The following is a 22,730-nucleotide window of genomic DNA, read 5'->3' as shown; positions in this document are numbered from 1 at the left end:
GCCCAATTTGAGCACGCATTCTCTTTTGTGACAAAGGCTTATGGGGTCTTTTTATGAGTGAAGTCAAGCATTCGCGCCTGATCATCCTGGGCTCCGGCCCCGCCGGCTATAGCGCTGCCGTGTATGCCGCACGAGCCAACCTCAAACCTTTGGTTATTACTGGTATTCAACCCGGCGGCCAACTGACTACCACCGTGGAAGTGGACAACTGGCCCGGTGACGTTGAAGGCCTCACAGGCCCGGCCCTCATGGAGCGCATGCAAAAGCACGCCGAGCGCTTCGATACCGAGATTGTCTACGACCACATCCACACCGCCGAGTTGCAGAGCAAGCCGTTCACCCTCAAAGGCGACAGCGGCACCTACACGTGCGATGCACTGATCATCGCCACCGGCGCCTCCGCCCAATACCTGGGGCTGCCGTCCGAAGAAGCATTCGCCGGCCAGGGCGTTTCGGCCTGCGCCACCTGCGACGGCTTCTTCTATCGCAACCAGGTTGTGGCGGTAATCGGCGGCGGCAACACGGCCGTCGAAGAAGCGCTGTACCTGTCCAATATCGCCAAGGAAGTGCACCTGGTGCACCGTCGCGACAAGCTGCGCGCCGAGAAAATCCTGCAGGACAAGCTCTTCGAAAAAGCCGCCAACGGCAATATGCGCCTGCACTGGAACCAGAACCTGGACGAAGTACTGGGCGACAACAAAGGCGTCACCGGCGTGCGCCTGCGCGACAGCCACACCGGCGAGACCTCGGAACTGCCCCTGGCCGGCGTGTTCATTGCCATCGGCCACAAACCTAACACCGACCTCTTCACTGGCCAGTTGGAAATGCGCGACGGCTACCTGCTGATCAAAGGTGGCAGTGAAGGCAACGTGACGGCCACCAACATCGAAGGCGTGTTCGCCGCTGGTGACGTAGCCGACCACGTGTACCGCCAGGCCATTACCTCGGCCGGCGCCGGTTGCATGGCCGCGCTGGATGCCGAGAAATACCTGGACCTGTAGACAACGCCTCGTTTGGCGGGCCCTGGCGGCCCGCCCTCCTCTCTTCGGCCGGGCCTGACCATGCTCACTTGGCTGCAACGCACCACCCTCGAATTCCCGCCTTTAGAGAAAGCCTTGCGCGATCCCGACGGGCTGCTGGCAGCCGGCGGCGACCTGAGCGCCGAGCGCCTGGTGGCAGCTTATCGGCACGGCTGCTTCCCCTGGTTTTCCGAAGGGCAGCCGATCTTGTGGTGGTCGCCTGACCCGCGCACGGTACTGTTCCCGGACGAAATCCATGTCTCGCGCAGCCTGGCCAAGGTTATCCGCCAAGGGCGCTACCAGGTCACGTTCGACAAGGACTTCGCGGCAGTAATTGCCGCCTGCGCCGGGCCGCGCAGCTATGCCGACGGCACCTGGATCACCGATGCCATGCAGGCCGCCTATCTGAAGCTGCATCAGCAGGGTTTTGCCCATTCGGTAGAAGTGCGCGAAAACGGCACGCTGGTCGGCGGGTTATACGGGCTGGCGATGGGGCGGCTGTTTTTTGGCGAGTCGATGTTCAGCCATGCCGACAACGCCTCCAAGGTCGGCTTCGCCACGCTGGTGGCGCATCTCAGGGCGTGGGGGTTCGTGCTGATCGACTGCCAGATGCCCACTCAGCACCTGCATAGCTTCGGCGCGCGGCCTATTCCACGCGCTGAATTTGCCGGTTTTCTGGCCCGCCACCTCAATGAACCGAGCACAGCGGACTGGGTCGCCTAGTCGAGTCCGGAACCCTGGCATACACTTAAGCCCAGGCTCTCAAGAGTGTTGACCATGACCGAGCTGGCGCGCCTTAAGTTCTATGCCACTCAACCCCATCCCTGCAGCTACCTGCCCGATGAACAAGCGACCACGCTGTTCCTCGACCCCAGTCAGCCCATGGATGTGGAGGTGTATGCCGAACTTTCGGAAATGGGTTTTCGCCGCAGCGGCGACCACCTCTACCGCCCCCACTGCCAAGGCTGCACCGCTTGTGTGCCGGCGCGCATTCCGGCGGCACTGTTCCAGCCCAATCGGCAGCAACGGCGGATACTCAAGCGCAACGAAAACCTGCAAGTGCGCGCCGTTCGGCCGAATTTCAACGAAGAGTATTACGCGCTTTACGCCCGCTACATCGAAGAGCGCCATGCCGATGGCGATATGTACCCACCCAATCGCGACCAGTTCACCACGTTCCTGGTGCGTGACCTGCCCTTCTCGCGCTTCTATGAGTTCCGCCTCGACGGCCGCCTGGTCGCCATTGCGGTGACGGACGTGCTGCCCAACGGCCTTTCGGCGGTTTACACATTCTATGATCCGGACGAAGAACGCCGCAGCCTCGGGCGCTACGCCATTCTCTGGCAAATAGCCGAAACCCGCCGTATAGGGCTGCACGCGGTGTACCTGGGCTATTGGATCAAGAGCTGCCGGAAGATGAATTACAAGACCCAATACCGGCCGATTGAGCTGTTCGTCAATCAGCGGTGGATCACCCTCACCTGAATACCTTGGCGACTGGGGCTGTTTTCGGGCACAATGCACGCCGCTTTTGCCTGGCGCCAGTTGCACCGGGCCATTCATTGGATACCGAGGGCTTTACTGCATGTCGAAAGAAGACAGCTTCGAAATGGAAGGCACTGTCGTCGACACCCTGCCTAACACCATGTTTCGCGTGGAGTTGGAAAATGGGCACGTCGTAACCGCGCACATCTCCGGAAAGATGCGCAAGAACTACATCCGCATTCTTACCGGCGACAAAGTACGTGTTGAGTTGACGCCGTACGATCTGAGCAAGGGCCGCATCACTTACCGCGCGCGCTAAGCCAGTACGAATAAAAATGCCCAGCTTCTGCTGGGCATTTTTGTTGGTGCGGCTTTAACCCGCCGAAACGGCTACGCCATTTCGGCCGTGGTTTCGAAGCCGAACGTCATCTCGCCGTCGACCACATCGATGTGCACCACACCGCCGTGCTCGGCCAGCTCGCCAAACAGAATTTCTTCTGCCAGCGGACGCTTTATCTTGTCCTGGATCAGACGCGCCATTGGGCGGGCGCCCATTTGCGTGTCGTAGCCACCGGTGGCCAGCCAATTGCGCGCCGCGTCGCTGACTTCCAGTGTGACGTGCTTGTCCTCGAGTTGCGCTTGCAACTCAGTGAGGAACTTGTCGACCACACTTTTGATCACTTCGTGGCTCAGGCGACCGAACTGGATAATGGTATCCAGGCGGTTTCTGAACTCTGGCGTGAAGCTCTTCTTGATCACTTCCATGGCGTCGGTGGAGTGGTCCTGATGGGTAAACCCGATCGAGGCCCGCGCTGCCGTTTCGGCACCGGCGTTGGTGGTCATGATCAGAATAACGTTGCGGAAGTCCGCCTTGCGGCCGTTGTTATCGGTCAGGGTGCCGTGGTCCATCACCTGCAGCAGCAGGTTGAAGACTTCCGGGTGAGCCTTCTCGATTTCGTCGAGCAGCAAGACGCAGTGCGGCATCTTGGTGATCGCTTCGGTGAGCAGACCGCCCTGATCGAACCCAACATAGCCTGGAGGCGCACCAATCAAGCGGGAAACGGTGTGGCGCTCCATGTACTCGGACATGTCGAAGCGCACCAGCTCGATACCCATGGCCTTGGCCAACTGCCGCGCCGCCTCGGTTTTACCCACACCGGTAGGCCCGGCGAACAGGAAGGAACCGACCGGTTTGTCCGGCGACTTGAGACCGGCACGCGAAAGCTTGATGGCAGTTGCCAGCGAATCGATGGCCGCGTCCTGGCCGAATACGGTCAGCTTCAGGTCACGCTCAAGGTTACGCAGCAGCTCTTTGTCGGAGCTGGTGACATGTTTCGGGGGAATGCGCGCAATTTTCGCGACGATATCTTCGACATGCTCCACCTCGATACGGGCCACGCGCTTTTCGACCGGCTGCAGGCGCTGGTAGGCCCCTGCCTCGTCGATAACGTCGATAGCCTTGTCGGGCATATGGCGGTCGTTGATATAGCGCGAGGCGAGCTCTGCGGCAGCGCGCAGCGACTCATCGCTGTACTCCAGACCGTGGTGCTGCTCGAAACGGCCTTTGAGGCCACGCAGAATACCGATGGTGTCTTCCACCGAGGGCTCGGTCACATCCACCTTCTGGAAGCGACGGGCCAGCGCACGGTCTTTTTCGAAGATGCCGCGGAATTCCTGGAAGGTGGTGGAACCAATGCAGCGAATCTCGCCGGATGACAGCATGGGCTTGAGCAGATTCGACGCATCCATTACGCCACCAGAGGCAGCGCCGGCACCGATAATGGTGTGAATTTCATCGATAAACAGAATGGCGTGCGGGCGTTTGCGCAGCTCGTTGAGCAACGCTTTCAGGCGCTTCTCGAAGTCACCGCGGTATTTGGTGCCGGCCAGCAAGGCGCCGAGATCCAGCGAATAGACCACGCTGTCTGCCAGTAGATCCGGAACCTGACCGTCCACGATGCGCTTGGCCAGGCCTTCGGCGATGGCCGTTTTACCCACCCCCGCCTCGCCCACCAGCAACGGGTTGTTTTTGCGGCGACGGGCGAGAATCTGCGCGACGCGCTCGACTTCACCCTCGCGCCCCACCAACGGATCGATACGACCCAGACGCGCAGCCTCGTTGAGATTGCTGGCATAGGCGTCCAGCGGATTGCTCGACGAGGAGGATTCACCGCCCTCTTCGTCCTGCATTTCCTGATCGTTGTCGGTGTGATCGGCGTGGCCGGGAACCTTGGAAATACCGTGGGCGATGAAGTTGACCACATCGATACGCGCGACACTTTGTTGCTTGAGCAGGAAGACCGCCTGACTTTCCTGTTCACTGAAAATGGCCACCAGCACGTTCGCACCGGTCACTTCACGCTTGCCCGAACTCTGCACGTGGAATACCGCGCGCTGCAGCACACGCTGAAAGCCCAGGGTTGGCTGGGTTTCGCGCTCTTCATCGTGCTGAGGGATCAGGGGCGTAGTGGAGTCGATAAACTCCTGCAAATCATTGCGCAGCTTGTCCAGATTCGCTCCGCAGGCACGCAGGACCGAGGCGGCAGCCTCGTTATCCAATAGGGCCAACAAGAGGTGCTCAACCGTCATGAACTCATGACGCTTGGTGCGGGCCTCCTTGAAGGCCAGATTGAGGGTGACTTCGAGCTCTCGATTCAACATAGCTTCACCTCATAACCAAGCAGTCGCAATTAACCGTCTTTCTCTATCTCACAGAGTAGCGGGTGTTGGCTTTCTCTCGCGTATTGGTTGACCTGCATTGCCTTGGTCTCTGCAACATCGCGGGTGAACACGCCGCACACTGCCCGTCCCTCTGTATGAACGGTCAGCATGATTTTGGTTGCCACTTCTCTGTTCAAACTGAAGAACACTTCAAGAATTTCGACAACAAAATCCATCGGGGTGTAATCGTCGTTGAACAAAACCACTTTATACATCGGTGGTGCCTGCAACGCGGGCTTGGCTTCCTGAACGGCCAAGCCGGAGGCGTCATCCTCATGCGGCTCGGGATGGTCCTGATTGAATGTTAGTCGAATCTGGCTACTTACACGCATGTGGGATGAAAGGTTCGTAATTGTGGGAGTGGGACGACAGACAAGATTTTGACCGACTTCGCAGACGGTCGTGCGGTCGCCTTGACTATCAGTAAATCAGTGTTACAAACAGAGAATACCCAATCGAGGGTATCAGGGTCTGCGCGCTTACCAAAGCGGTGCTTGCCGCGCGGAGTCGTAACGGATAATACCCCAGTGGTGGGTGTATTTGCAGAGGGATATCAGCATGCTTAGCGGTAAGGTCAAGTGGTTCAACAACGCCAAGGGCTATGGGTTTATCCTGGCTGACGGCCGAGATGAGGACCTGTTCGCCCACTACTCGGCTATCCAGATGGACGGTTACAAAACCCTCAAAGCAGGCCAGCCGGTCAGCTTCGATATTATTCAAGGCCCCAAAGGTCTGCACGCGGTAAACATCAGCTCGATCACCCAGACAGCCGACGCCCCTCCCGTGGCGGTTACTCAGCCACAGGCAGTTACCTCTGATGCGTGATTTTTAGCCGTTCGGGCTAGAATGAATGCGCATAAAAAAGGCCGGTCATTAGACCGGCCTTTTTTTATCGCTACGCGATGATCACATGTGCTTGATCATGGCGTCGCCGAACGCGGAAGACGACAGCAGTGTTGCACCTTCCATCAAACGCTCGAAGTCGTAGGTAACGGTTTTAGCCGAGATGGCACCGTTGACGCCGTCGATGATCAGATCGGCCGCTTCAGTCCAGCCCATGTGACGCAGCATCATTTCGGCGGAGAGAATCAGCGAACCTGGGTTCACCTGATCTTTACCAGCGTACTTAGGCGCTGTGCCGTGGGTAGCTTCGAACATGGCGATGTTGTCGGACAGGTTGGCGCCCGGAGCAATACCGATACCGCCCACTTCGGCCGCCAGGGCGTCGGAGAGGTAATCACCGTTCAGGTTCAGGGTAGCGATGACATCGTACTCGGCCGGGCGCAGCAGGATCTGCTGGAGCATGGCGTCGGCGATGGCGTCTTTAACTACAACCTTCTTGCCAGTGTTCGGGTTGGTGAATTGCATCCAAGGGCCGCCATCGAGCAGCTCGGCACCGAATTCGTTTTTGGCGACTTCGTAGCCCCAATCTTTGAAGGCACCTTCAGTGAACTTCATGATGTTGCCTTTGTGCACGATGGTCAGCGAGTCGCGGTTGTTATCGACCACGTATTGCAGTGCTTTACGCACCAGACGCTGAGTACCTTGCTTGGACACCGGCTTGACGCCGATACCGCAGTCCTGGTCGAAACGGATTTTGGTAACACCCATTTCTTCTTTCAGGAACTTGATGACTTTTTCAGCTTCCGGCGAGCCGGCTTTCCACTCGATACCGGCATAAATGTCTTCCGAGTTTTCACGGAAGATAGTCATGTCGACGTCTTGAGGCTTTTTAACCGGGCTAGGTACACCGGTGAACCAACGCACTGGGCGCAGGCAAACGTACAGATCGAGCTCCTGACGCAGGGCCACGTTCAGGGAACGAATGCCGCCGCCAACCGGAGTGGTCAAAGGACCTTTGATCGATACAACGTAATCACGTACGGCTTCCAGGGTTTCTTTCGGCAACCAGGTGTCCTGGTCGTAAACCTGAGTAGCTTTCTCGCCAGCGTAAACTTCCATCCAGGAGATCTTGCGCTCGCCGCCGTAGGCTTTGTTTACGGCAGCATCAACGACTTTGATCATCACTGGGCTGATATCTACCCCAATACCATCACCCTCGATAAAAGGGATGATTGGGTTGTTCGGTACATTCAGGGACATATCGGCATTGACGGTGATTTTGTCACCGGTTGCTGGCACCTGGATCTTTTGGTATCCCATGCTGGACTCCGTTGCTTTCGTGGTCTGACATCCCGTCGCGCGGTTGGCGCGGCGATATGGAACTTGAATTGGTCTCGGAAAGGCGGGCCATTCTTGTAGTATTTCTACAGAAAGTCACGCACTTTTCTCTTATTTATAGGACTAAACACCCGCTGCAGGCCGCATGAATACGGCATCAAGCCTATCTCTGTAGTCAAACTACATGCTCACTACATTTGGCGACGCATAGCGGCGCTTTTCAGCCTAGCAGCTTGACCCGATATTGCCTTTTTTGGCGCCGGCCTGACCACCTTACCGCGCGCTGATCGCACAGGAGTTACACATGCGCTTTACCCCTCACGTCACCGTGGCCACCATCGTAGAAGAACAAGGCCGCTTCTTGCTCGTGGAAGAAACCGCCGACGGGCGCGCTGTATTTAATCAGCCTGCCGGCCACTTGGAAGCCGACGAAAGTCTCATGCAGGCCGCTATTCGGGAAACGCTGGAAGAAACTGGCTGGGACGTAGAGCTGACGGCCGTCACCGGCATCTACCTTTATACCGCCCCGAGCAACGGGGTGACCTACCAGCGCGTGTGCTTTGCCGCCAAGGCCTTGCAGCAACGCGACAACTATCAGCTGGACGACGGCATCATCGGCCCGCAATGGCTCACGCGCGAAGAACTGGTCGCGCAGCCCGAACGCTGGCGTAGCGAGCTGGTCGTGCGCTGCATCGATGACTATCTCGGCGGCGAACGCTTCCCCCTTGCACTGCTGCGTGACTAGCGCCGATCACCGTTTAACCGGTCGGCCTGATAGAATCGCGTTTTTCCGAAAAGCCCTGCATCCGAATCCCTATGCGTGACAATTCCTCTACCCGCGTGATCGTCGGCATGTCCGGCGGTGTCGACTCCTCCGTTTCTGCCGTTCTGCTCCTGGAGCAGGGTTACCAGGTGGAAGGCTTGTTCATGAAGAACTGGGAGGAAGACGACGGCACCGAATACTGCACCGCCATGGATGACATGGCTGACGCGCAGGCGGTCTGCGACAAGATCGGCATCAAGCTGCACACCGCCAACTTCGCCGCCGAGTACTGGGACAACGTGTTCGAGCACTTCCTGGCTGAATATAAAGCCGGCCGCACGCCGAATCCGGACATCCTCTGCAACCGTGAAATCAAGTTCAAAGCCTTCCTTGATTACGCGTTGATGCTTGGTGCCGACCTGATCGCCACCGGCCACTACGTGCGCCGCCGCGATATCGACGGCCGCACCGAACTGCTCAAGGGCCTGGACCCGAACAAGGACCAGAGCTACTTCCTGCACGCCGTTGGTGGCGAACAACTGGCCAAAACCCTGTTCCCGGTCGGCGAATTGGAAAAGCCGCAAGTGCGCGCCATTGCCGAAAAGCACGAGTTGGCAACGGCGAAGAAGAAAGACTCCACCGGCATCTGCTTTATTGGTGAGCGCCGCTTCAGCGACTTCCTCAAGCAGTACCTTCCCGCCCAGCCCGGCAATATCGAGACCACCGAAGGTGAAGTGATCGGCCGCCACCACGGCCTGATGTACCACACCATTGGCCAGCGCCAGGGGCTGGGTATCGGGGGTTTGAAAGATGCCGGCGAAGAGCCGTGGTACGTGCTGATCAAAGACCTCGAGCGCAATGTGCTGGTAGTCGGCCAGGGCAACGAACACCCGTGGCTGTTTTCGAGCGCCCTGCTCTGCTCGGAAATCTATTGGGTCAATCCGATCGACCTCAGCACCCCGCGCCAACTGACCGCCAAGGTCCGTTACCGCCAGGGCGACCAGGCCTGCACCCTGGAAAAAACCGCCACCGGTTATCGCGCCATCTTCGCCATGCCACAGCGCGCGGTGACGCCGGGCCAGTCCGTGGTGTTCTACGACGGCGAAATCTGCCTGGGCGGCGGTGTAATAGAAGTAGCAGAACCCTGGAGCAGTAAGGAAAAGCGCGCATGACGCCCACTCAGGAACAACTGATTGCCCTCGGCGGTGTGTTTGAGGCGGCGTTTTTGGTGGACCAGGTAGCGCGTACCGGGCAAATCAGCGAAGGCGCACTGGGCTGCATGCTTGGCAGCCTGATGGTGCGCGACCCGCAAACCACGCTGGATGTGTACGGCGGCGACGATATCAATCTGCGCAACGGCTACCGCGCCCTGCTCAGCGCACTGGAACGCGACCCCAACACCCTGCAACGCGAGCCATTGCGTTACGCCCTCGCCCTGCTGGGCCTGGAGCGCAAGCTGGCCAAGCGCGAGGACATGCTCGAAACCATCGGCAAGCGTCTCGACCAGATTCAGCAACAGGTGCAGCACTTCGGCCTGGTGCACGAAAACGTGATCGCTGCCAGCGGCGGCCTGTATCAGGACACCCTGAGCACCTTCCGCCAACGCATTCAGGTGCATGGCGACATGCGCAATCTGCAGCAGCCAAGCAATGCGGCAAAAATTCGTGCGTTACTGCTGGCCGGCATCCGCTCAGCGCGCCTCTGGCGTCAGTTGGGAGGCCATCGCTGGCAGCTGGTACTCAACCGCCGTAAGTTGCTTAAAGACCTCTACCCACTGGTTCGCGGCTAGCAGCTCGCTGGCAAACCGAAAACTCGCCGACAAGCCCGCGCGTCGCTGATCGTTGCAGCGCGGGCCAGGCGAGTCTTTTCTATGTATAATTCGCGCCCCTTTTCGTCGCCCGACTGTCCGAGAACGCCCCATGCAGCTCTCCTCGCTCACCGCGGTATCCCCCGTTGATGGCCGTTACGCCAGCAAAACCAGCGCTCTGCGCCCAATCTTCAGCGAATACGGCCTGGTCCGTTTCCGCGTCATGGTCGAGGTTCGCTGGTTGCAGCGCCTGGCCGCCCACACCGGCATCCCGGAAGTTGCACCCTTCTCGGTAGAAGCCAACGCCCTGCTCAACACCCTGGCCGAAGACTTCCAGATTGAACACGCCGAACGTGTGAAAGAAATCGAGCGCACCACCAACCACGACGTCAAAGCCGTGGAATACCTGCTCAAGGAACAAGCCGCCAAGCTGCCTGAACTGGCCGCCGTCAGCGAGTTCATCCACTTCGCCTGCACCAGTGAGGACATCAACAACCTGTCCCACGCTCTGATGCTGCGCGAAGGCCGCGACACCGTGCTGCTGCCGCTGATGCAGCAACTGGCCGACGCCATTCGCGAACTGGCCCACCGTTTTGCCGACGTGCCGATGCTCTCGCGCACCCATGGCCAACCGGCTTCGCCTACCACCCTGGGCAAAGAGCTGGCCAACGTGGTTTACCGCCTGGAGCGCCAGATCGCTCAGGTCGCAGCCGTGCCGCTGTTGGGTAAAATCAACGGCGCGGTGGGCAACTACAACGCCCACCTGTCGGCCTACCCGGATGTCGACTGGGAAGCCAACGCCAAGCAATTCATCGAAGGCGAACTGGGCTTGAGCTTCAACCCCTACACCACCCAGATTGAGCCGCACGACTATATTGCCGAGCTATTCGACGCCGTGGCGCGGTTCAACACCATCCTGATCGACTTCGATCGCGATATCTGGGGCTATATTTCGCTCGGCTACTTCAAGCAGCGCACCATCGCTGGCGAAATCGGCTCGTCGACCATGCCGCACAAGGTCAACCCAATCGACTTCGAAAACTCCGAAGGCAACCTGGGTATCGCCAACGCTCTGCTGCAGCACCTGGCCAGCAAACTGCCGATTTCCCGCTGGCAGCGCGACCTGACCGACTCCACCGTACTGCGCAACCTCGGCGTCGGCTTCGCCCACAGCGTGATCGCGTACGAAGCCACCTTGAAGGGCATCAGCAAGCTGGAGCTCAACGAACAGCGCATTGCTGCCGACCTCGACGCCTGCTGGGAAGTGTTGGCCGAGCCGGTGCAAACCGTCATGCGCCGCTACGGCGTAGAGAACGCTTACGAGAAGCTCAAGGAGCTGACCCGCGGCAAAGGCATCAGCAGCGAAGCACTGCAGACTTTTATCGATGGGCTGGATATCCCAGGCGAGGCCAAAGTGCAGTTGCGCGCCCTGACCCCGGCTGGCTACGCGGGCAACGCCGCCGCCCAGGCCAAGCGCATCTGATCGCTACCGCCCTGCGCACGCCCGGCAGTGCCGGGCGTTTTTATTTATGGGCTTAGAACAATTTCAAGGGCTTAGCTATGAATCCTGATATTCCGCTTCAGATGCTCGGTGGTATTACCGCTCGCGAATTCCTGCGCGACTACTGGCAGAAGAAACCCTTGCTGGTGCGCCAAGCCATCAGCGACTTTGAAAGCCCCATCTCCCCCGACGAACTCGCCGGCCTGGCGCTGGAAGAAGAAGTCGAGTCGCGCCTGATCCTTGAGCACGGCGAGCGGCCATGGGAGCTGCGTCGCGGCCCGTTCGCAGAGGACGCTTTCGCCGACCTGCCCGAGCGCGACTGGACCCTGCTGGTACAAGCCGTCGACCAATTCGTACCGGAAGTCGCCGAGCTACTGCAGAACTTCCGCTTTCTGCCCAGCTGGCGCATCGACGACGTGATGATCAGCTTTGCCACCCCAGGTGGCGGCGTGGGCCCGCACTTCGATAACTACGACGTTTTTCTTCTCCAGGGCCAGGGACGCCGGCGCTGGAAAATCGGCCAGATGTGCGACTCAGACAGCCCCATGCTCGAGCATGCGGACCTGCGCATTCTGGCCAACTTTGAACAGACCGACGAATGGGTGTTGGAGCCCGGCGACATGCTCTATCTGCCGCCACGTTTGGCTCACTATGGCACCGCCGAGGATGATTGCATGACTTATTCCGTGGGTTTCCGCGCCCCTAGCGCCGCAGAAGTTCTGACCCATTTCACAGACTTCCTCAGCCAATTTCTGCCGGACGAAGAACGCTACAGCGACGCCGGCACCCAGCCGGCCAGCGACCCGCACCAGATCCAGCGTGATTCGCTGGACCGCCTCAAGGCGCTGCTCAACGAGCACATGGGCGATGAACGCTTGCTGATGACCTGGTTCGGCCAGTTCATGACCGAGCCCAAATACCCGGAGTTGGTAGCCGGCACCGAGCTGAGCGAAGACGAGTTGCTCGACCAGATCGAGAACGGCGCCATGCTGGTTCGCAACCCAAGCGCCCGCTTGGCCTGGTCCGAAGTCGGCGAAGACCTGGTGCTGTTCGCCAGCGGCCAGAGCCGCCTGCTGTCGGCCAGCCTACGCGAGCTGCTGAAGCTGATCTGCTCGGCCGATGTGCTGCACATGGAAAACCTCGGCCAATGGCTGGCCGATGACGAAGGGCGTAACCTCGTCTTGGAACTGGTCAAACAAGGAAGTCTGGAGTTTGCAGATGAGTAGCAACGTGCAAGTGCGGGTCGCCAGTTGGCAAAAAGACAACGCTGACCTGCGCCGAATCCGCGAGACCGTATTCATTGCCGAGCAGGCGGTACCGCCTGAGCTGGAATGGGATGCCGAAGATGTCGAAGCGGTGCACTTTTTGGCAGTCGATGGCGATTACGCTATCGGCACCGCCCGCCTGCTGCCCGACGGCCATATCGGTCGAGTGTCGGTACTCAAGGATTGGCGCGGGCTGAAAGTCGGCGAAGCATTGATGACCGCGGTTATCAACGAAGCCGAACGCCGCGGGCTCAAAGAGCAAATGCTCAGTGCCCAGGTTCACGCCACGGCCTTCTACGAGCGTCTAGGCTTTACCGTTGTCAGTGGCGAGTTTCTCGACGCCGGCATCCCCCACGTAGAGATGAAACGCACCAGTAAGTGAGGTCAGGATGATCGACAACGACGAACCGCAATCAGCCACCACGGAAGGTGCCGCGGACACTTCACCCACCGAACTGCCCGCCATCGAGTTTGTCTCGCCGGGCAGTTTTTCCGTGCACAACCCACCGCCGCTCCAAGCCCAACCGGAGCGCCGCGAACCCGCGCCCTTCCACCTAGGCGGCGAACGCCACCTCCAGCACTTCACGCAGCCCGAGCAGGCTCAGGCCCACGCCCTCGCGCTAATGCAGCAGGCGCAACGAAGCCTGTGCATCTATACCCCCGACCTCGAACGCTGGCTGTACAACCACAGCAGCGTGCAAGAGGCGTGCACCCAATTTCTGCTGGCCAACCCGAAAAACCGCCTGCGCATCTTGCTGAACGATTCCACCAGCGCCGTGAAGGATGGCCATCGCCTGCTGCAATTGTCGCGACGACTGTCCAGCAGCCTGCAAATCCGCAAGCTCAACCCCAGCTATACCTACGAAGACACGGCTTACCTGCTGGCCGATACTAACGGCTTGCTGCTGCGACCCAAGCTGGAACAGATCGTCGGCTACGCACTGTATAACGACCCGGGCCAAGTACGGGTTCTGCAAAACAAATTCGATCAGGCCTGGGACGTCAGCGTCACCGACCTGGATTTACGGAGTCTTCTGGTATGACCTTGCGCGCCCTGCTTGCCATCTTTTGTTTGAGCATCAGCTTACCCGTGCTGGCGGCGACCGAAGTGATGCCACTGAACTACCGCACCGCCGACGACGTATTGCCGGTGGTGCAATCGGTACTGGGCAACGAAGGCCGGGCCAGCAACTATGGCAACCAACTGATCGTCAATGCGCCGCCGGCAAAATTGCAGGAAGTGCGCGACCTGCTCAAGCAGATCGACAAGCAACCCAAACGCCTGCTGATCAGCGTCGAGACCACCGACAGCAACCATATGAACGACCAGGGTTACTCGGTAAACAGCACAATCAGCGCCGGCAATGCCGAGGTGCAAACGGGGCGTGGTGAAGTCAATGGTCGTGATCAGGTGCGCATCATCAATCGCAGCACCCAAAGCCGCAACGGCGGCACCCAGCAGGTACAAACCAACGAAGGCTATCCCGCACTGATTCAGGTGGGTCAGAGCGTGCCGCTGACCAATACCAGCGTCGACAGCTATGGGCGACCTTACAACAACACCGAGTACCGCAATGTAATGCGCGGCTTTTATGTCACCGCCAGCCTCACCGGCGACCTGGTGCACGTCAGCATCAGCAACAACAACGACCGCCTGAGCCAAACCCAGCAAGGCGCGATCAACATTCAAAACACCGACACCAAGGTCACCGGACGCCTCGGCGAATGGATCACCATCGGTGGCGTGAATGAGAACGCCCAGTCCGACCAGAGCGGCTTTGTGCAGCGCCGCTCCACCCAAGGCCGCGACGACATGACGCTGCGCCTCAAGGTCGATGCCCTGGACTGACTACAGGGCGAATTAGTGACCATCCGGTCGCACGTCGAACAATATGTAGTAGTAAGAAAAAAGCACTACAAAACGTTTGACGAAGTGCCTGCGCAGAGGCATGATGGCCCCGCTCCCGCTAATCAGAGGCCTTTACACAGGTCTCCGGATCGCAACCTGCTTACCGTAGATTCGATTCGTGTTTTACCGCTCAAAAGGCAGTTCGACGAGATTGCGACTGGAACGAAGTTGTCCTGAGGGACGGGGAAGCGTTTAACGTAACAGCCAGATTGGCAGCTTCAGCCTACGACGACACCCATCGGTTTCCACGAACCAGCAAGTGCCAATGCAGCTGACGCCATCGACCTGTACGCCCCCTCTGCCCCCTCCTCAGCTTCAATCCCGTCTCAGTCGATATCTCGTTGCCCTGCAGTACACCGCCCGCTGCAAGACCGCTTTGCTTGTCCGGTTTTGAAAAGGGAAGTGTCGTGCTCAACCAATCATCAACTTTGAAGGATTGACCATGTCTGCTTATCAAAATGACATCAAAGCCGTAGCCGCTTTGAAAGAAACCGCCGGCAATAGCTGGAGTGCGATCAACCCAGAGTCCGTCGCTCGTATGCGCGCTCAGAACCGCTTCAAAACCGGTCTGGATATCGCCAAGTACACCGCCGCTATCATGCGCAAAGACATGGCCGAGTACGACGCTAACTCCTCCGTCTACACCCAGTCCCTGGGCTGCTGGCACGGCTTCATCGGTCAGCAGAAGCTGATCTCGATCAAAAAGCACCTGAAGACTACCGACAAGCGCTACCTGTACCTTTCCGGCTGGATGGTTGCTGCCCTGCGTTCGGACTTCGGCCCGCTGCCAGACCAATCCATGCACGAGAAGACCGCCGTTTCCGGTCTGATCGAAGAGCTGTACACCTTCCTGCGCCAGGCTGACGCCCGTGAGCTGGACCTGCTGTTCACCGCCCTGGACGCCGCCCGCGCTTCCGGCGACAAAGTCAAAGCAGACGAAATCCAGGCTCAAATCGACGGCTACGAAACCCACGTAGTACCGATCATTGCCGACATCGACGCTGGTTTCGGTAACCCGGAAGCCACCTACCTGCTGGCCAAGAAAATGATCGAAGCGGGTGCTTGCTGCATCCAGATCGAAAACCAGGTTTCTGACGAGAAGCAGTGCGGCCACCAAGACGGCAAAGTGACCGTTCCGCACGAAGACTTCCTGGCCAAGATCAACGCAGTTCGCTACGCATTCCTGGAACTGGGCGTGGACGACGGCGTGATCGTTGCCCGTACCGACTCCCTGGGTGCCGGCCTGACCAAACAAATCGCGGTAACCAAAGAAGCAGGCGACCTGGGCGACCAGTACAACTCCTTCCTGGACTGCGAAGAAGTTTCGGCTTCCGAGCTGAACAACGGTGACGTGGTTCTGAACCGTGGCGGCAAACTGCTGCGTCCTAAGCGCCTGCCTTCCAACCTGTTCCAGTTCCGCGCTGGCACCGGCGAAGCTCGCTGCATCCTGGACTGCATTACCTCGCTGCAGAACGGCGCTGACCTGCTGTGGATCGAAACCGAGAAGCCACACGTTGGCCAGATCGCTGCCATGGTTAACGAGATCCGCAAGGTAATCCCGAACGCCAAGCTGGTTTACAACAACAGCCCGTCCTTCAACTGGACCCTGAACTTCCGTCAGCAAGTGTTCGATGCATTCGTTGCCGAAGGCAAAGACGTTTCCGCTTACGACCGCGCCAAGCTGATGAGCGTCGACTACGACGAAACCGAGCTGGCTCAGGTTGCCGACGAGAAGATCCGTACCTTCCAACGCGACGGCTCGCAACAGGCTGGTATCTTCCACCACCTGATCACCCTGCCGACCTACCACACTGCTGCGCTGTCCACCGACAACCTGGCAAAAGGCTACTTCGCCGACCAAGGCATGCTGGCCTACGTGAAAGGCGTTCAGCGTCAGGAACTGCGTCAGGGTATCGCCTGCGTCAAGCACCAGAACATGGCTGGCTCCGACATCGGCGACAACCATAAAGAGTACTTCGCTGGCGAAGCCGCTCTGAAAGCAAGCGGTAAAGACAACACCATGAACCAATTCCATTGATTCACGGAATTGACTCCTGAGCCTCGGCTCAAGGTGTGAAGAAAAAGGCGAACTTCGGTTCGCCTTTTTTATGCCTGATGAAAATATCCAGCACGTGACTTTCTCTTTGTAGGAGCCAGCTTGCTGGCGAAGCGCTCCGCTTTTAGGGTTCGCGAGCAAGCTCGCTCCTACACTGGCGCGTGTCCCGTCGTAGGTTGGGTTGAGCCGCAGGCGACGCCGAACATAGGCTCCCCCCTCATCAGGAGCCCCGTATGCCCACCAACCGCCTCAACCGCGCCGTCACCCTCATCAGCAAGCTGCCGCACGCCCTGCGCACTCCTGCCCTCTCCCTGCTTTTCGGCTCTCAGGTGAAATTCGCCAGTACCGCCAAGGTGCGCGTGCACTCACTCACGTTCGACCGCGCCGTGTTGAGCCTCGCCAACCGCCGCCCGGTGCAAAACCACATCAACGGCGTACATGCTGCGGCAATGGTATTACTGGCCGAATCCGCGACCGGCTTTCTGGTGGGCATGAATGTGCCGGACGACAAACTGCCGCTGATCAAAAGCCTGAAGGTGGATTATCTGAAGCGCGCCACTGGCGCATTGCAGGCAACCGCCGTGCTAACCGCGCAACAGATTGAAGCCATTGGCACGCACGAAAAAGGCGAAGTCGTAGTAAGCGTAACGGTGACTGACGAGGCTGGAATCGAGCCGATTCGTTGCGAAATGCTGTGGGCCTGGGTGAGTAAAAAGCGTTGATCCACCACAACCGTAACATCGCTGCTTACTTCCCCCACGGGCTTCGCTCGCATCTATGCAAACAGCAACTATCCTGTTTGAGCAGTCAGACGTGAATGCAAACCCTCTAAATAACAATGAATATCATCTAGAGCACACTTTGCAGTCATAAACAACAAAATCGCGGATATACGACTAAGGACTTAGAAAGCGCCATAACCCCGTCGCACGGGGCTTTGCGCGATTTGCAGCGCTAACATGTTGGCCCGTAAGTTAATTTTTTATAAGGAAAAATTTACTTACTAAGCCAGACACGCATAAAATTACGAAAATTAGATTGCTGGCTAAGCATTGAGAACCAGCAACTTTCACTTTCCATGATTTCGCCGATGCTTGTCTAAGGAGTACCGGCATGCCTGTTGAAGCCGTCGTGACCATGTCCCACAACTGGGGCTTTGCCATCTTCCTGTTGGGTGTTGTTGGCCTGTGTGCCTTCATGCTCGGTGTATCCAGCCTGCTCGGTAGCAAGGCCTGGGGTCGCAGCAAAAACGAACCATTCGAATCCGGCATGCTGCCCACCGGCAACGCGCGCCTGCGCCTGTCGGCAAAATTCTATCTGGTCGCGATGCTTTTCGTGATCTTCGACGTTGAAGCCCTCTTTCTCTTCGCCTGGTCGGTGTCTGTTCGCGAAAGCGGATGGGCCGGCTTTATTGAAGCTACAGTTTTTATAGCAATTCTGTTGGCAGGTCTTGTCTACCTATGGCGCATCGGTGCTCTTGATTGGGCTCCCGAAGGTCGTCGCAAGCGGCAGGCGAAGCTAAAACAATGAGGCTTTGGCGATGCAATACAAACTCACCAGGATCGACCCGGATGCGCCGAATGAGCAGTATCCGATCGGCGAACGGGAGACCGTTTCCGATCCTCTAGAGGATCAAGTCCACAAAAACATCTACATGGGCAAATTGCAGGACGTACTGACCGGTGCGGTCAACTGGGGGCGTAAGAACTCCCTGTGGCCGTACAACTTCGGTCTCTCTTGCTGCTACGTGGAGATGACGACTGCCTTTACCGCTCCCCATGACATCGCCCGGTTTGGTGCCGAAGTAATTCGTGCATCACCCCGTCAGGCCGACTTCATGGTGGTCGCAGGTACCTGTTTTGTAAAAATGGCTCCGGTCATTCAGCGCTTGTACGAGCAAATGCTCGAGCCCAAGTGGGTTATCTCCATGGGCGCCTGCGCGAATTCCGGCGGCATGTACGATATTTACTCTGTCGTTCAGGGGGTGGACAAATTCCTGCCCGTGGACGTTTACGTGCCCGGCTGCCCTCCGCGCCCAGAAGCATTCCTGCAGGCATTGATGCTGTTGCAGGAATCGATTGGCCAGGAGCGTCGCCCTCTTTCCTGGGTCGTCGGCGAACAAGGCGTGTACCGCGCCGATATGCCGTCGCAAAAGGAACAGCGCCGTGAACAGCGTATTCAGGTAACCAACCTGCGCAGCCCCGACGAAGTGTGATCTAGCTTTTTCTTACCCAGAAAGCCCGCCGGATTCACCCTTTACGTTGACTGATAGCGACCGAGACCATGACTGCAGACACCGCTCTGTACATCCCGCCTTACAAGGCAGACGACCAAGACGTCGTCAACGAACTGAACACGCGCTTCGGCGCCGATGCGTTTACCGCGCAGCAAACCCGCACCGGCATGCCGGTGCTGTGGGTGGCCCGTGAACGCCTGATCGAGGTACTGACCTTCCTGCGTCAGTTGCCCAAACCCTACGTGATGCTCTACGACCTGCACGGCGTCGACGAGCGCCTGCGCACCCAGCGCCGCGGGCTGCCGGGCGCCGACTTCACGGTGTTCTACCACCTGATGTCGATCGAGCGTAACAGTGACGTGATGATCAAGGTCGCCTTGTCCGAGCGCGACCTCAACTTGCCGACCGTCACCAATATCTGGCCCAACGCCAACTGGTACGAGCGCGAAGTCTGGGACATGTACGGCATCACCTTTGCCGGCCACCCGCACCTCACCCGCATCATGATGCCGCCGACCTGGCAGGGTCACCCGCTGCGCAAGGACTACCCGGCACGCGCCACCGAGTTCGACCCGTTCAGCCTCTCGGTTGCCAAGCAGAACCTGGAAGAAGAAGCCGCCCGCTTCAACCCGGAAGACTGGGGCATGAAGCGCGGCAACGAGAACGAGGACTACATGTTCCTCAACCTCGGCCCCAACCACCCTTCGGCCCACGGTGCCTTCCGCATCGTGCTGCAGCTGGACGGTGAAGAAATCGTCGATTGCGTGCCGGAAGTCGGTTACCACCACCGTGGCGCCGAGAAGATGGCCGAGCGTCAGTCCTGGCACAGCTTCATTCCGTACACCGACCGTATCGACTACCTCGGCGGCGTGATGAACAACCTGCCGTACGTGCTTTCGGTCGAGAAGCTGGCCGGAATCAAGGTGCCGGAAAAGGTCGACGTTATCCGCATCATGATGGCCGAGTTCTTCCGCATCACCAGCCACCTGCTGTTCCTGGGTACCTACATTCAAGACGTCGGCGCCATGACGCCGGTGTTCTTCACCTTTACCGACCGCCAGCGCGCGTACACCGTGATCGAAGCCATCACCGGTTTCCGCCTGCACCCGGCTTGGTACCGCATCGGTGGTGTGGCACACGACCTGCCGCGCGGTTGGGAAAAACTGGTGAAAGACTTCGTTGAATGGCTGCCAAAACGCCTCGACGAATACGAAAAAGCCGCCCTGAAAAACAGCATTCTGCGTGGCCGTACCATTGGCGTTGCCCAGTACAACACCAAGGAAGCCCTGGAATGGGGTATTACCGGTGCCGGCCTGCGCTCCACCGGCCTGGACTTCGACCTGCGTAAAGCACGCCCTTATTCGGGCTACGAAAACTTCGAATTCGAAGTGCCGCTGGCCGTCAATGGCGACGCCTACGACCGCTGCATCGTGCGCGTGGAAGAAATGCGCCAGAGCATCAAGATCATCGACCAGTGCCTGCGCAACATGCCGGAAGGCCCGTACAAGGCGGACCACCCGCTGACCACGCCGCCGCCCAAAGAGCGCACCCTGCAGCACATCGAGACCTTGATCACGCACTTCCTGCAAGTGTCGTGGGGCCCGGTCATGCCGGCCAACGAGAGCTTCCAGATGATCGAAGCGACCAAGGGCATCAACAGTTATTACCTGACGAGCGATGGCGGCACCATGAGCTACCGCACCCGTATTCGTACGCCGAGCTTCCCGCACCTGCAGCAGATCCCCTCGGTGATCCGCGGCAGCATGGTCGCGGACCTTATCGCGTACCTGGGCAGTATCGACTTCGTTATGGCTGACGTGGACCGCTAACTATGACTACCACGCTGATTCAAACCGACCGTTTCACCCTCAGCGATGCCGAGCGTTCGGCCATCGAGCATGAGTTGCACCACTACGAGGATTCGCGCGCGGCCTCCATCGAAGCGCTGAAGATCGTACAAAAAGCCCGTGGTTGGGTGCCGGACGGCGCCATTGCCGCCATCGGCGAAATCATCGGCATTCCTGCCAGCGACGTTGAAGGTGTGGCCACGTTCTACAGCCAGATCTTCCGCCAGCCGGTCGGCCGCCACGTTATTCGTGTGTGCGACAGCATGGTCTGCTACATCGGCGGCCATGAGTCCGTGGTCAGCAGCATTCAACAGCAGTTGGGCATTGGTCTCGGCCAAACCACTGCCGACGGCCGCTTTACCCTGCTGCCCGTGTGCTGCCTGGGTAACTGCGACAAGGCCCCAGCGCTGATGATCGACGACCATACCTTCGGCGACGTACAAGCCGACGGCGTGGCGAAACTGTTGGAGGCTTACGTATGACGTCCGCTTCGACCAACCGCCTGACCTCCTTCGGCCCGGCCAACAGCATTGCCCGCACGCCGGAAACCCACCCGCTCACCTGGCGCCTGCGTGATGACGCGCAGCCCGTGTGGCTGGAGGAATACCAGGCCAAAGACGGCTATGCCGCCGCGCGCAAAGCCTTCGCCGATCTGTCGCAGGACGAGATCGTGCAAACCGTAAAAGACTCCGGCCTGAAGGGCCGTGGTGGTGCCGGCTTCCCCACGGGCGTGAAGTGGGGGCTGATGCCCAAAGACGAATCCATGAACATCCGCTACCTGCTGTGCAACGCGGATGAAATGGAACCCAACACCTGGAAAGACCGCATGCTCATGGAGCAGCTGCCGCACTTGCTGATCGAAGGCATGCTGATCAGTGCGCGGGCGCTCAAGGCCTATCGCGGTTACATCTTCCTGCGGGGCGAATACGTCGATGCCGCCGCCAACCTCAACCGCGCCGTTGAGGAAGCCAAGGCCGCCGGCCTGCTGGGCAAGAACATTCTCGGCAGCGGTTTTGATTTCGAGCTGTTCGTGCACACCGGCGCCGGGCGTTATATCTGCGGTGAAGAAACCGCGCTGATCAACTCCCTCGAAGGCCGCCGCGCCAACCCTCGCTCGAAGCCGCCCTTCCCTGCCGCTGTCGGCGTGTGGGGCAAGCCGACCTGCGTCAACAACGTTGAAACCCTGTGCAACGTGCCGGCCATCGTTGGCAACGGCATCGAGTGGTACAAGGGTCTGGCCCGTCCGGGCAGCGAAGACATGGGCACCAAGCTCATGGGTTTCTCCGGCAAGGTGAAAAACCCTGGTCTGTGGGAGCTGCCGTTCGGCGTGACCGGTCGCGAGCTGTTCGAAGACTACGCCGGCGGCATGCGCGACGGCTTCACCCTCAAAGCCTGGCAGCCCGGCGGTGCCGGTACCGGCTTCCTGTTGCCCGAGCACCTCGACGCGCAAATGTATGCCGGCGGCATTGCCAAAGTCGGCACGCGTATGGGTACCGGCTTGGCCATGGCGGTGGACAACACCGTCAACATGGTCGGCCTGCTGCGCAACATGGAAGAGTTCTTCGCCCGTGAGTCCTGCGGTTTCTGTACGCCGTGCCGTGATGGTCTGCCGTGGAGCGTGAAAGTGTTGCGCGCCATCGAGACCGGCAAGGGGCAACCCGGCGATATCGAAACCCTCGAAGGCTTGGTCAACTTCCTCGGCCCTGGCAAAACCTTCTGTGCGCATGCACCGGGTGCCGTGGAGCCACTGGGCAGCGCGATCAAATATTTCCGACCGGAGTTCGAAGCGGGGATTTCCCGCAGCGCAGCCCCGGTGGCGCCTGTGCAGTTTGTCAGCGCCTGAGTTTTAGCGACGGCGGCCAGTGAATGCTTCACCCAGCGCTCTGGCCCCATCGAACCGTGATTCTATTAGCCACGCCCGCCAGTTGAGGGTGGCGAAA

Annotated in this window: 23 protein-coding genes; 20 read left to right on the top strand and 3 right to left on the bottom strand. The window is 59.0% G+C overall.

Annotation, left to right across the window (positions count from 1 at the left end; all coding sequences use genetic code 11):
- The first annotated feature begins 53 nt into the window (after positions 1 to 53).
- The 4 genes from trxB (at position 54) to infA (ending at position 2,823) form a co-directional block, all read left to right on the top strand.
- Positions 54 to 1,001 carry a thioredoxin-disulfide reductase gene (gene trxB / locus PKE98_RS13780; protein WP_271195873.1) on the top strand — a complete coding sequence of 316 codons (948 nt, stop codon included), beginning with the start codon at positions 54 to 56 and terminating at the stop codon, positions 999 to 1,001.
- Positions 1,002 to 1,061: 60 nt separating this feature from the next.
- Entirely contained in the window at positions 1,062 to 1,742 is a 681-nt protein-coding gene (gene aat, locus PKE98_RS13775; protein WP_271195872.1) for a leucyl/phenylalanyl-tRNA--protein transferase, read from the top strand.
- A 54-nt stretch (positions 1,743 to 1,796) separates the two neighbouring features.
- Positions 1,797 to 2,504 (top strand): arginyltransferase, encoded by a 708-nt coding sequence (locus PKE98_RS13770; RefSeq protein ID WP_271195871.1) that lies wholly within the window; start codon positions 1,797 to 1,799, stop codon positions 2,502 to 2,504.
- Between the two features lie 100 nt (positions 2,505 to 2,604).
- Positions 2,605 to 2,823, top strand: coding sequence for a translation initiation factor IF-1 (gene infA, locus PKE98_RS13765; protein WP_002553999.1), 219 nt, complete (start codon positions 2,605 to 2,607; stop codon positions 2,821 to 2,823).
- 71 nt (positions 2,824 to 2,894) lie between these two features.
- Here the strand turns inward: infA and clpA are convergent, their stop codons facing one another.
- Both clpA and clpS read right to left on the bottom strand, forming a co-directional pair.
- Entirely contained in the window at positions 2,895 to 5,165 is a 2,271-nt protein-coding gene (gene clpA / locus PKE98_RS13760) for an ATP-dependent Clp protease ATP-binding subunit ClpA (protein WP_271195870.1), read from the bottom strand.
- Positions 5,166 to 5,194: 29 nt separating this feature from the next.
- On the bottom strand, positions 5,195 to 5,557 hold the full coding sequence (gene clpS / locus PKE98_RS13755; protein ID WP_108094532.1) for an ATP-dependent Clp protease adapter ClpS: 363 nt from the start codon (positions 5,555 to 5,557) through the stop codon (positions 5,195 to 5,197).
- A 226-nt stretch (positions 5,558 to 5,783) separates the two neighbouring features.
- Between clpS and cspD the strand changes: the two genes are divergently transcribed.
- Positions 5,784 to 6,050 (top strand): cold shock domain-containing protein CspD, encoded by a 267-nt coding sequence (cspD, locus tag PKE98_RS13750; protein ID WP_271195869.1) that lies wholly within the window; start codon positions 5,784 to 5,786, stop codon positions 6,048 to 6,050.
- Between the two features lie 81 nt (positions 6,051 to 6,131).
- Here cspD and icd read toward each other — a convergent pair whose 3' ends face one another.
- Entirely contained in the window at positions 6,132 to 7,388 is a 1,257-nt protein-coding gene (gene icd, locus PKE98_RS13745) for an NADP-dependent isocitrate dehydrogenase (protein ID WP_271195868.1), read from the bottom strand.
- Positions 7,389 to 7,710: 322 nt separating this feature from the next.
- Here icd and PKE98_RS13740 point away from each other — a divergent pair, with 322 nt between their 5' ends.
- The 15 genes from PKE98_RS13740 to nuoF all read left to right on the top strand — a co-directional run bounded on the left by PKE98_RS13740 (position 7,711) and on the right by nuoF (position 22,633).
- Positions 7,711 to 8,151 (top strand): NUDIX hydrolase, encoded by a 441-nt coding sequence (locus PKE98_RS13740; RefSeq protein ID WP_271195867.1) that lies wholly within the window; start codon positions 7,711 to 7,713, stop codon positions 8,149 to 8,151.
- 71 nt (positions 8,152 to 8,222) lie between these two features.
- Positions 8,223 to 9,341, top strand: a complete 1,119-nt coding sequence (mnmA, locus tag PKE98_RS13735; RefSeq protein WP_271195866.1) for a tRNA 2-thiouridine(34) synthase MnmA — start codon at positions 8,223 to 8,225, stop codon at positions 9,339 to 9,341.
- On the top strand, positions 9,338 to 9,958 hold the full coding sequence (hflD, locus tag PKE98_RS13730) for a high frequency lysogenization protein HflD (RefSeq protein WP_271195865.1): 621 nt from the start codon (positions 9,338 to 9,340) through the stop codon (positions 9,956 to 9,958). Before mnmA ends, hflD begins: the two co-directional genes overlap by 4 nt.
- Before the next feature lie 130 nt (positions 9,959 to 10,088).
- On the top strand, positions 10,089 to 11,459 hold the full coding sequence (gene purB / locus PKE98_RS13725) for an adenylosuccinate lyase (protein WP_271195864.1): 1,371 nt from the start codon (positions 10,089 to 10,091) through the stop codon (positions 11,457 to 11,459).
- A gap of 77 nt (positions 11,460 to 11,536) precedes the next feature.
- The gene (locus tag PKE98_RS13720) at positions 11,537 to 12,703 is read left to right on the top strand and encodes a ribosomal protein uL16 3-hydroxylase (protein ID WP_271195863.1); all 1,167 of its coding nucleotides are present in this window, start codon (positions 11,537 to 11,539) and stop codon (positions 12,701 to 12,703) included.
- Positions 12,696 to 13,124 carry a GNAT family N-acetyltransferase gene (locus PKE98_RS13715; protein ID WP_271195862.1) on the top strand — a complete coding sequence of 143 codons (429 nt, stop codon included), beginning with the start codon at positions 12,696 to 12,698 and terminating at the stop codon, positions 13,122 to 13,124. Before PKE98_RS13720 ends, PKE98_RS13715 begins: the two co-directional genes overlap by 8 nt.
- A 7-nt stretch (positions 13,125 to 13,131) precedes the next feature.
- The gene (locus PKE98_RS13710) at positions 13,132 to 13,785 is read left to right on the top strand and encodes a DUF7931 domain-containing protein (protein ID WP_271195861.1); all 654 of its coding nucleotides are present in this window, start codon (positions 13,132 to 13,134) and stop codon (positions 13,783 to 13,785) included.
- On the top strand, positions 13,782 to 14,591 hold the full coding sequence (locus PKE98_RS13705; protein ID WP_271195860.1) for a secretin N-terminal domain-containing protein: 810 nt from the start codon (positions 13,782 to 13,784) through the stop codon (positions 14,589 to 14,591). The genes PKE98_RS13710 and PKE98_RS13705 overlap by 4 nt, the downstream gene beginning before the upstream one ends.
- A 502-nt stretch (positions 14,592 to 15,093) precedes the next feature.
- The gene (locus PKE98_RS13700; RefSeq protein ID WP_271195859.1) at positions 15,094 to 16,689 is read left to right on the top strand and encodes an isocitrate lyase; all 1,596 of its coding nucleotides are present in this window, start codon (positions 15,094 to 15,096) and stop codon (positions 16,687 to 16,689) included.
- A 251-nt stretch (positions 16,690 to 16,940) separates the two neighbouring features.
- The gene (locus PKE98_RS13695) at positions 16,941 to 17,429 is read left to right on the top strand and encodes a DUF4442 domain-containing protein (protein WP_271195858.1); all 489 of its coding nucleotides are present in this window, start codon (positions 16,941 to 16,943) and stop codon (positions 17,427 to 17,429) included.
- A 415-nt stretch (positions 17,430 to 17,844) separates the two neighbouring features.
- Positions 17,845 to 18,237: an NADH-quinone oxidoreductase subunit A gene (locus tag PKE98_RS13690; protein WP_373877861.1), complete on the top strand. Its 393-nt coding sequence runs from the start codon at positions 17,845 to 17,847 to the stop codon at positions 18,235 to 18,237.
- Positions 18,238 to 18,247: 10 nt separating this feature from the next.
- Entirely contained in the window at positions 18,248 to 18,922 is a 675-nt protein-coding gene (locus tag PKE98_RS13685) for a NuoB/complex I 20 kDa subunit family protein (RefSeq protein ID WP_271195856.1), read from the top strand.
- A gap of 68 nt (positions 18,923 to 18,990) precedes the next feature.
- On the top strand, positions 18,991 to 20,772 hold the full coding sequence (gene nuoC, locus PKE98_RS13680) for an NADH-quinone oxidoreductase subunit C/D (protein ID WP_271195855.1): 1,782 nt from the start codon (positions 18,991 to 18,993) through the stop codon (positions 20,770 to 20,772).
- A 2-nt stretch (positions 20,773 to 20,774) separates the two neighbouring features.
- The gene (nuoE, locus tag PKE98_RS13675; RefSeq protein WP_271195854.1) at positions 20,775 to 21,272 is read left to right on the top strand and encodes an NADH-quinone oxidoreductase subunit NuoE; all 498 of its coding nucleotides are present in this window, start codon (positions 20,775 to 20,777) and stop codon (positions 21,270 to 21,272) included.
- Positions 21,269 to 22,633, top strand: a complete 1,365-nt coding sequence (gene nuoF, locus PKE98_RS13670; RefSeq protein ID WP_271195853.1) for an NADH-quinone oxidoreductase subunit NuoF — start codon at positions 21,269 to 21,271, stop codon at positions 22,631 to 22,633. Before nuoE ends, nuoF begins: the two co-directional genes overlap by 4 nt.
- Positions 22,634 to 22,730: the final 97 nt, after the last annotated feature.

Origin of the sequence: Pseudomonas turukhanskensis, assembly GCF_027922365.1 — a bacterium.
Taxonomy (GTDB): Bacteria; Pseudomonadota; Gammaproteobacteria; order Pseudomonadales; family Pseudomonadaceae; genus Aquipseudomonas; species Aquipseudomonas turukhanskensis.
Note: the sequence above shows the minus strand (reverse complement) of the source record. Positions and strands in the feature narration are given on the sequence as shown.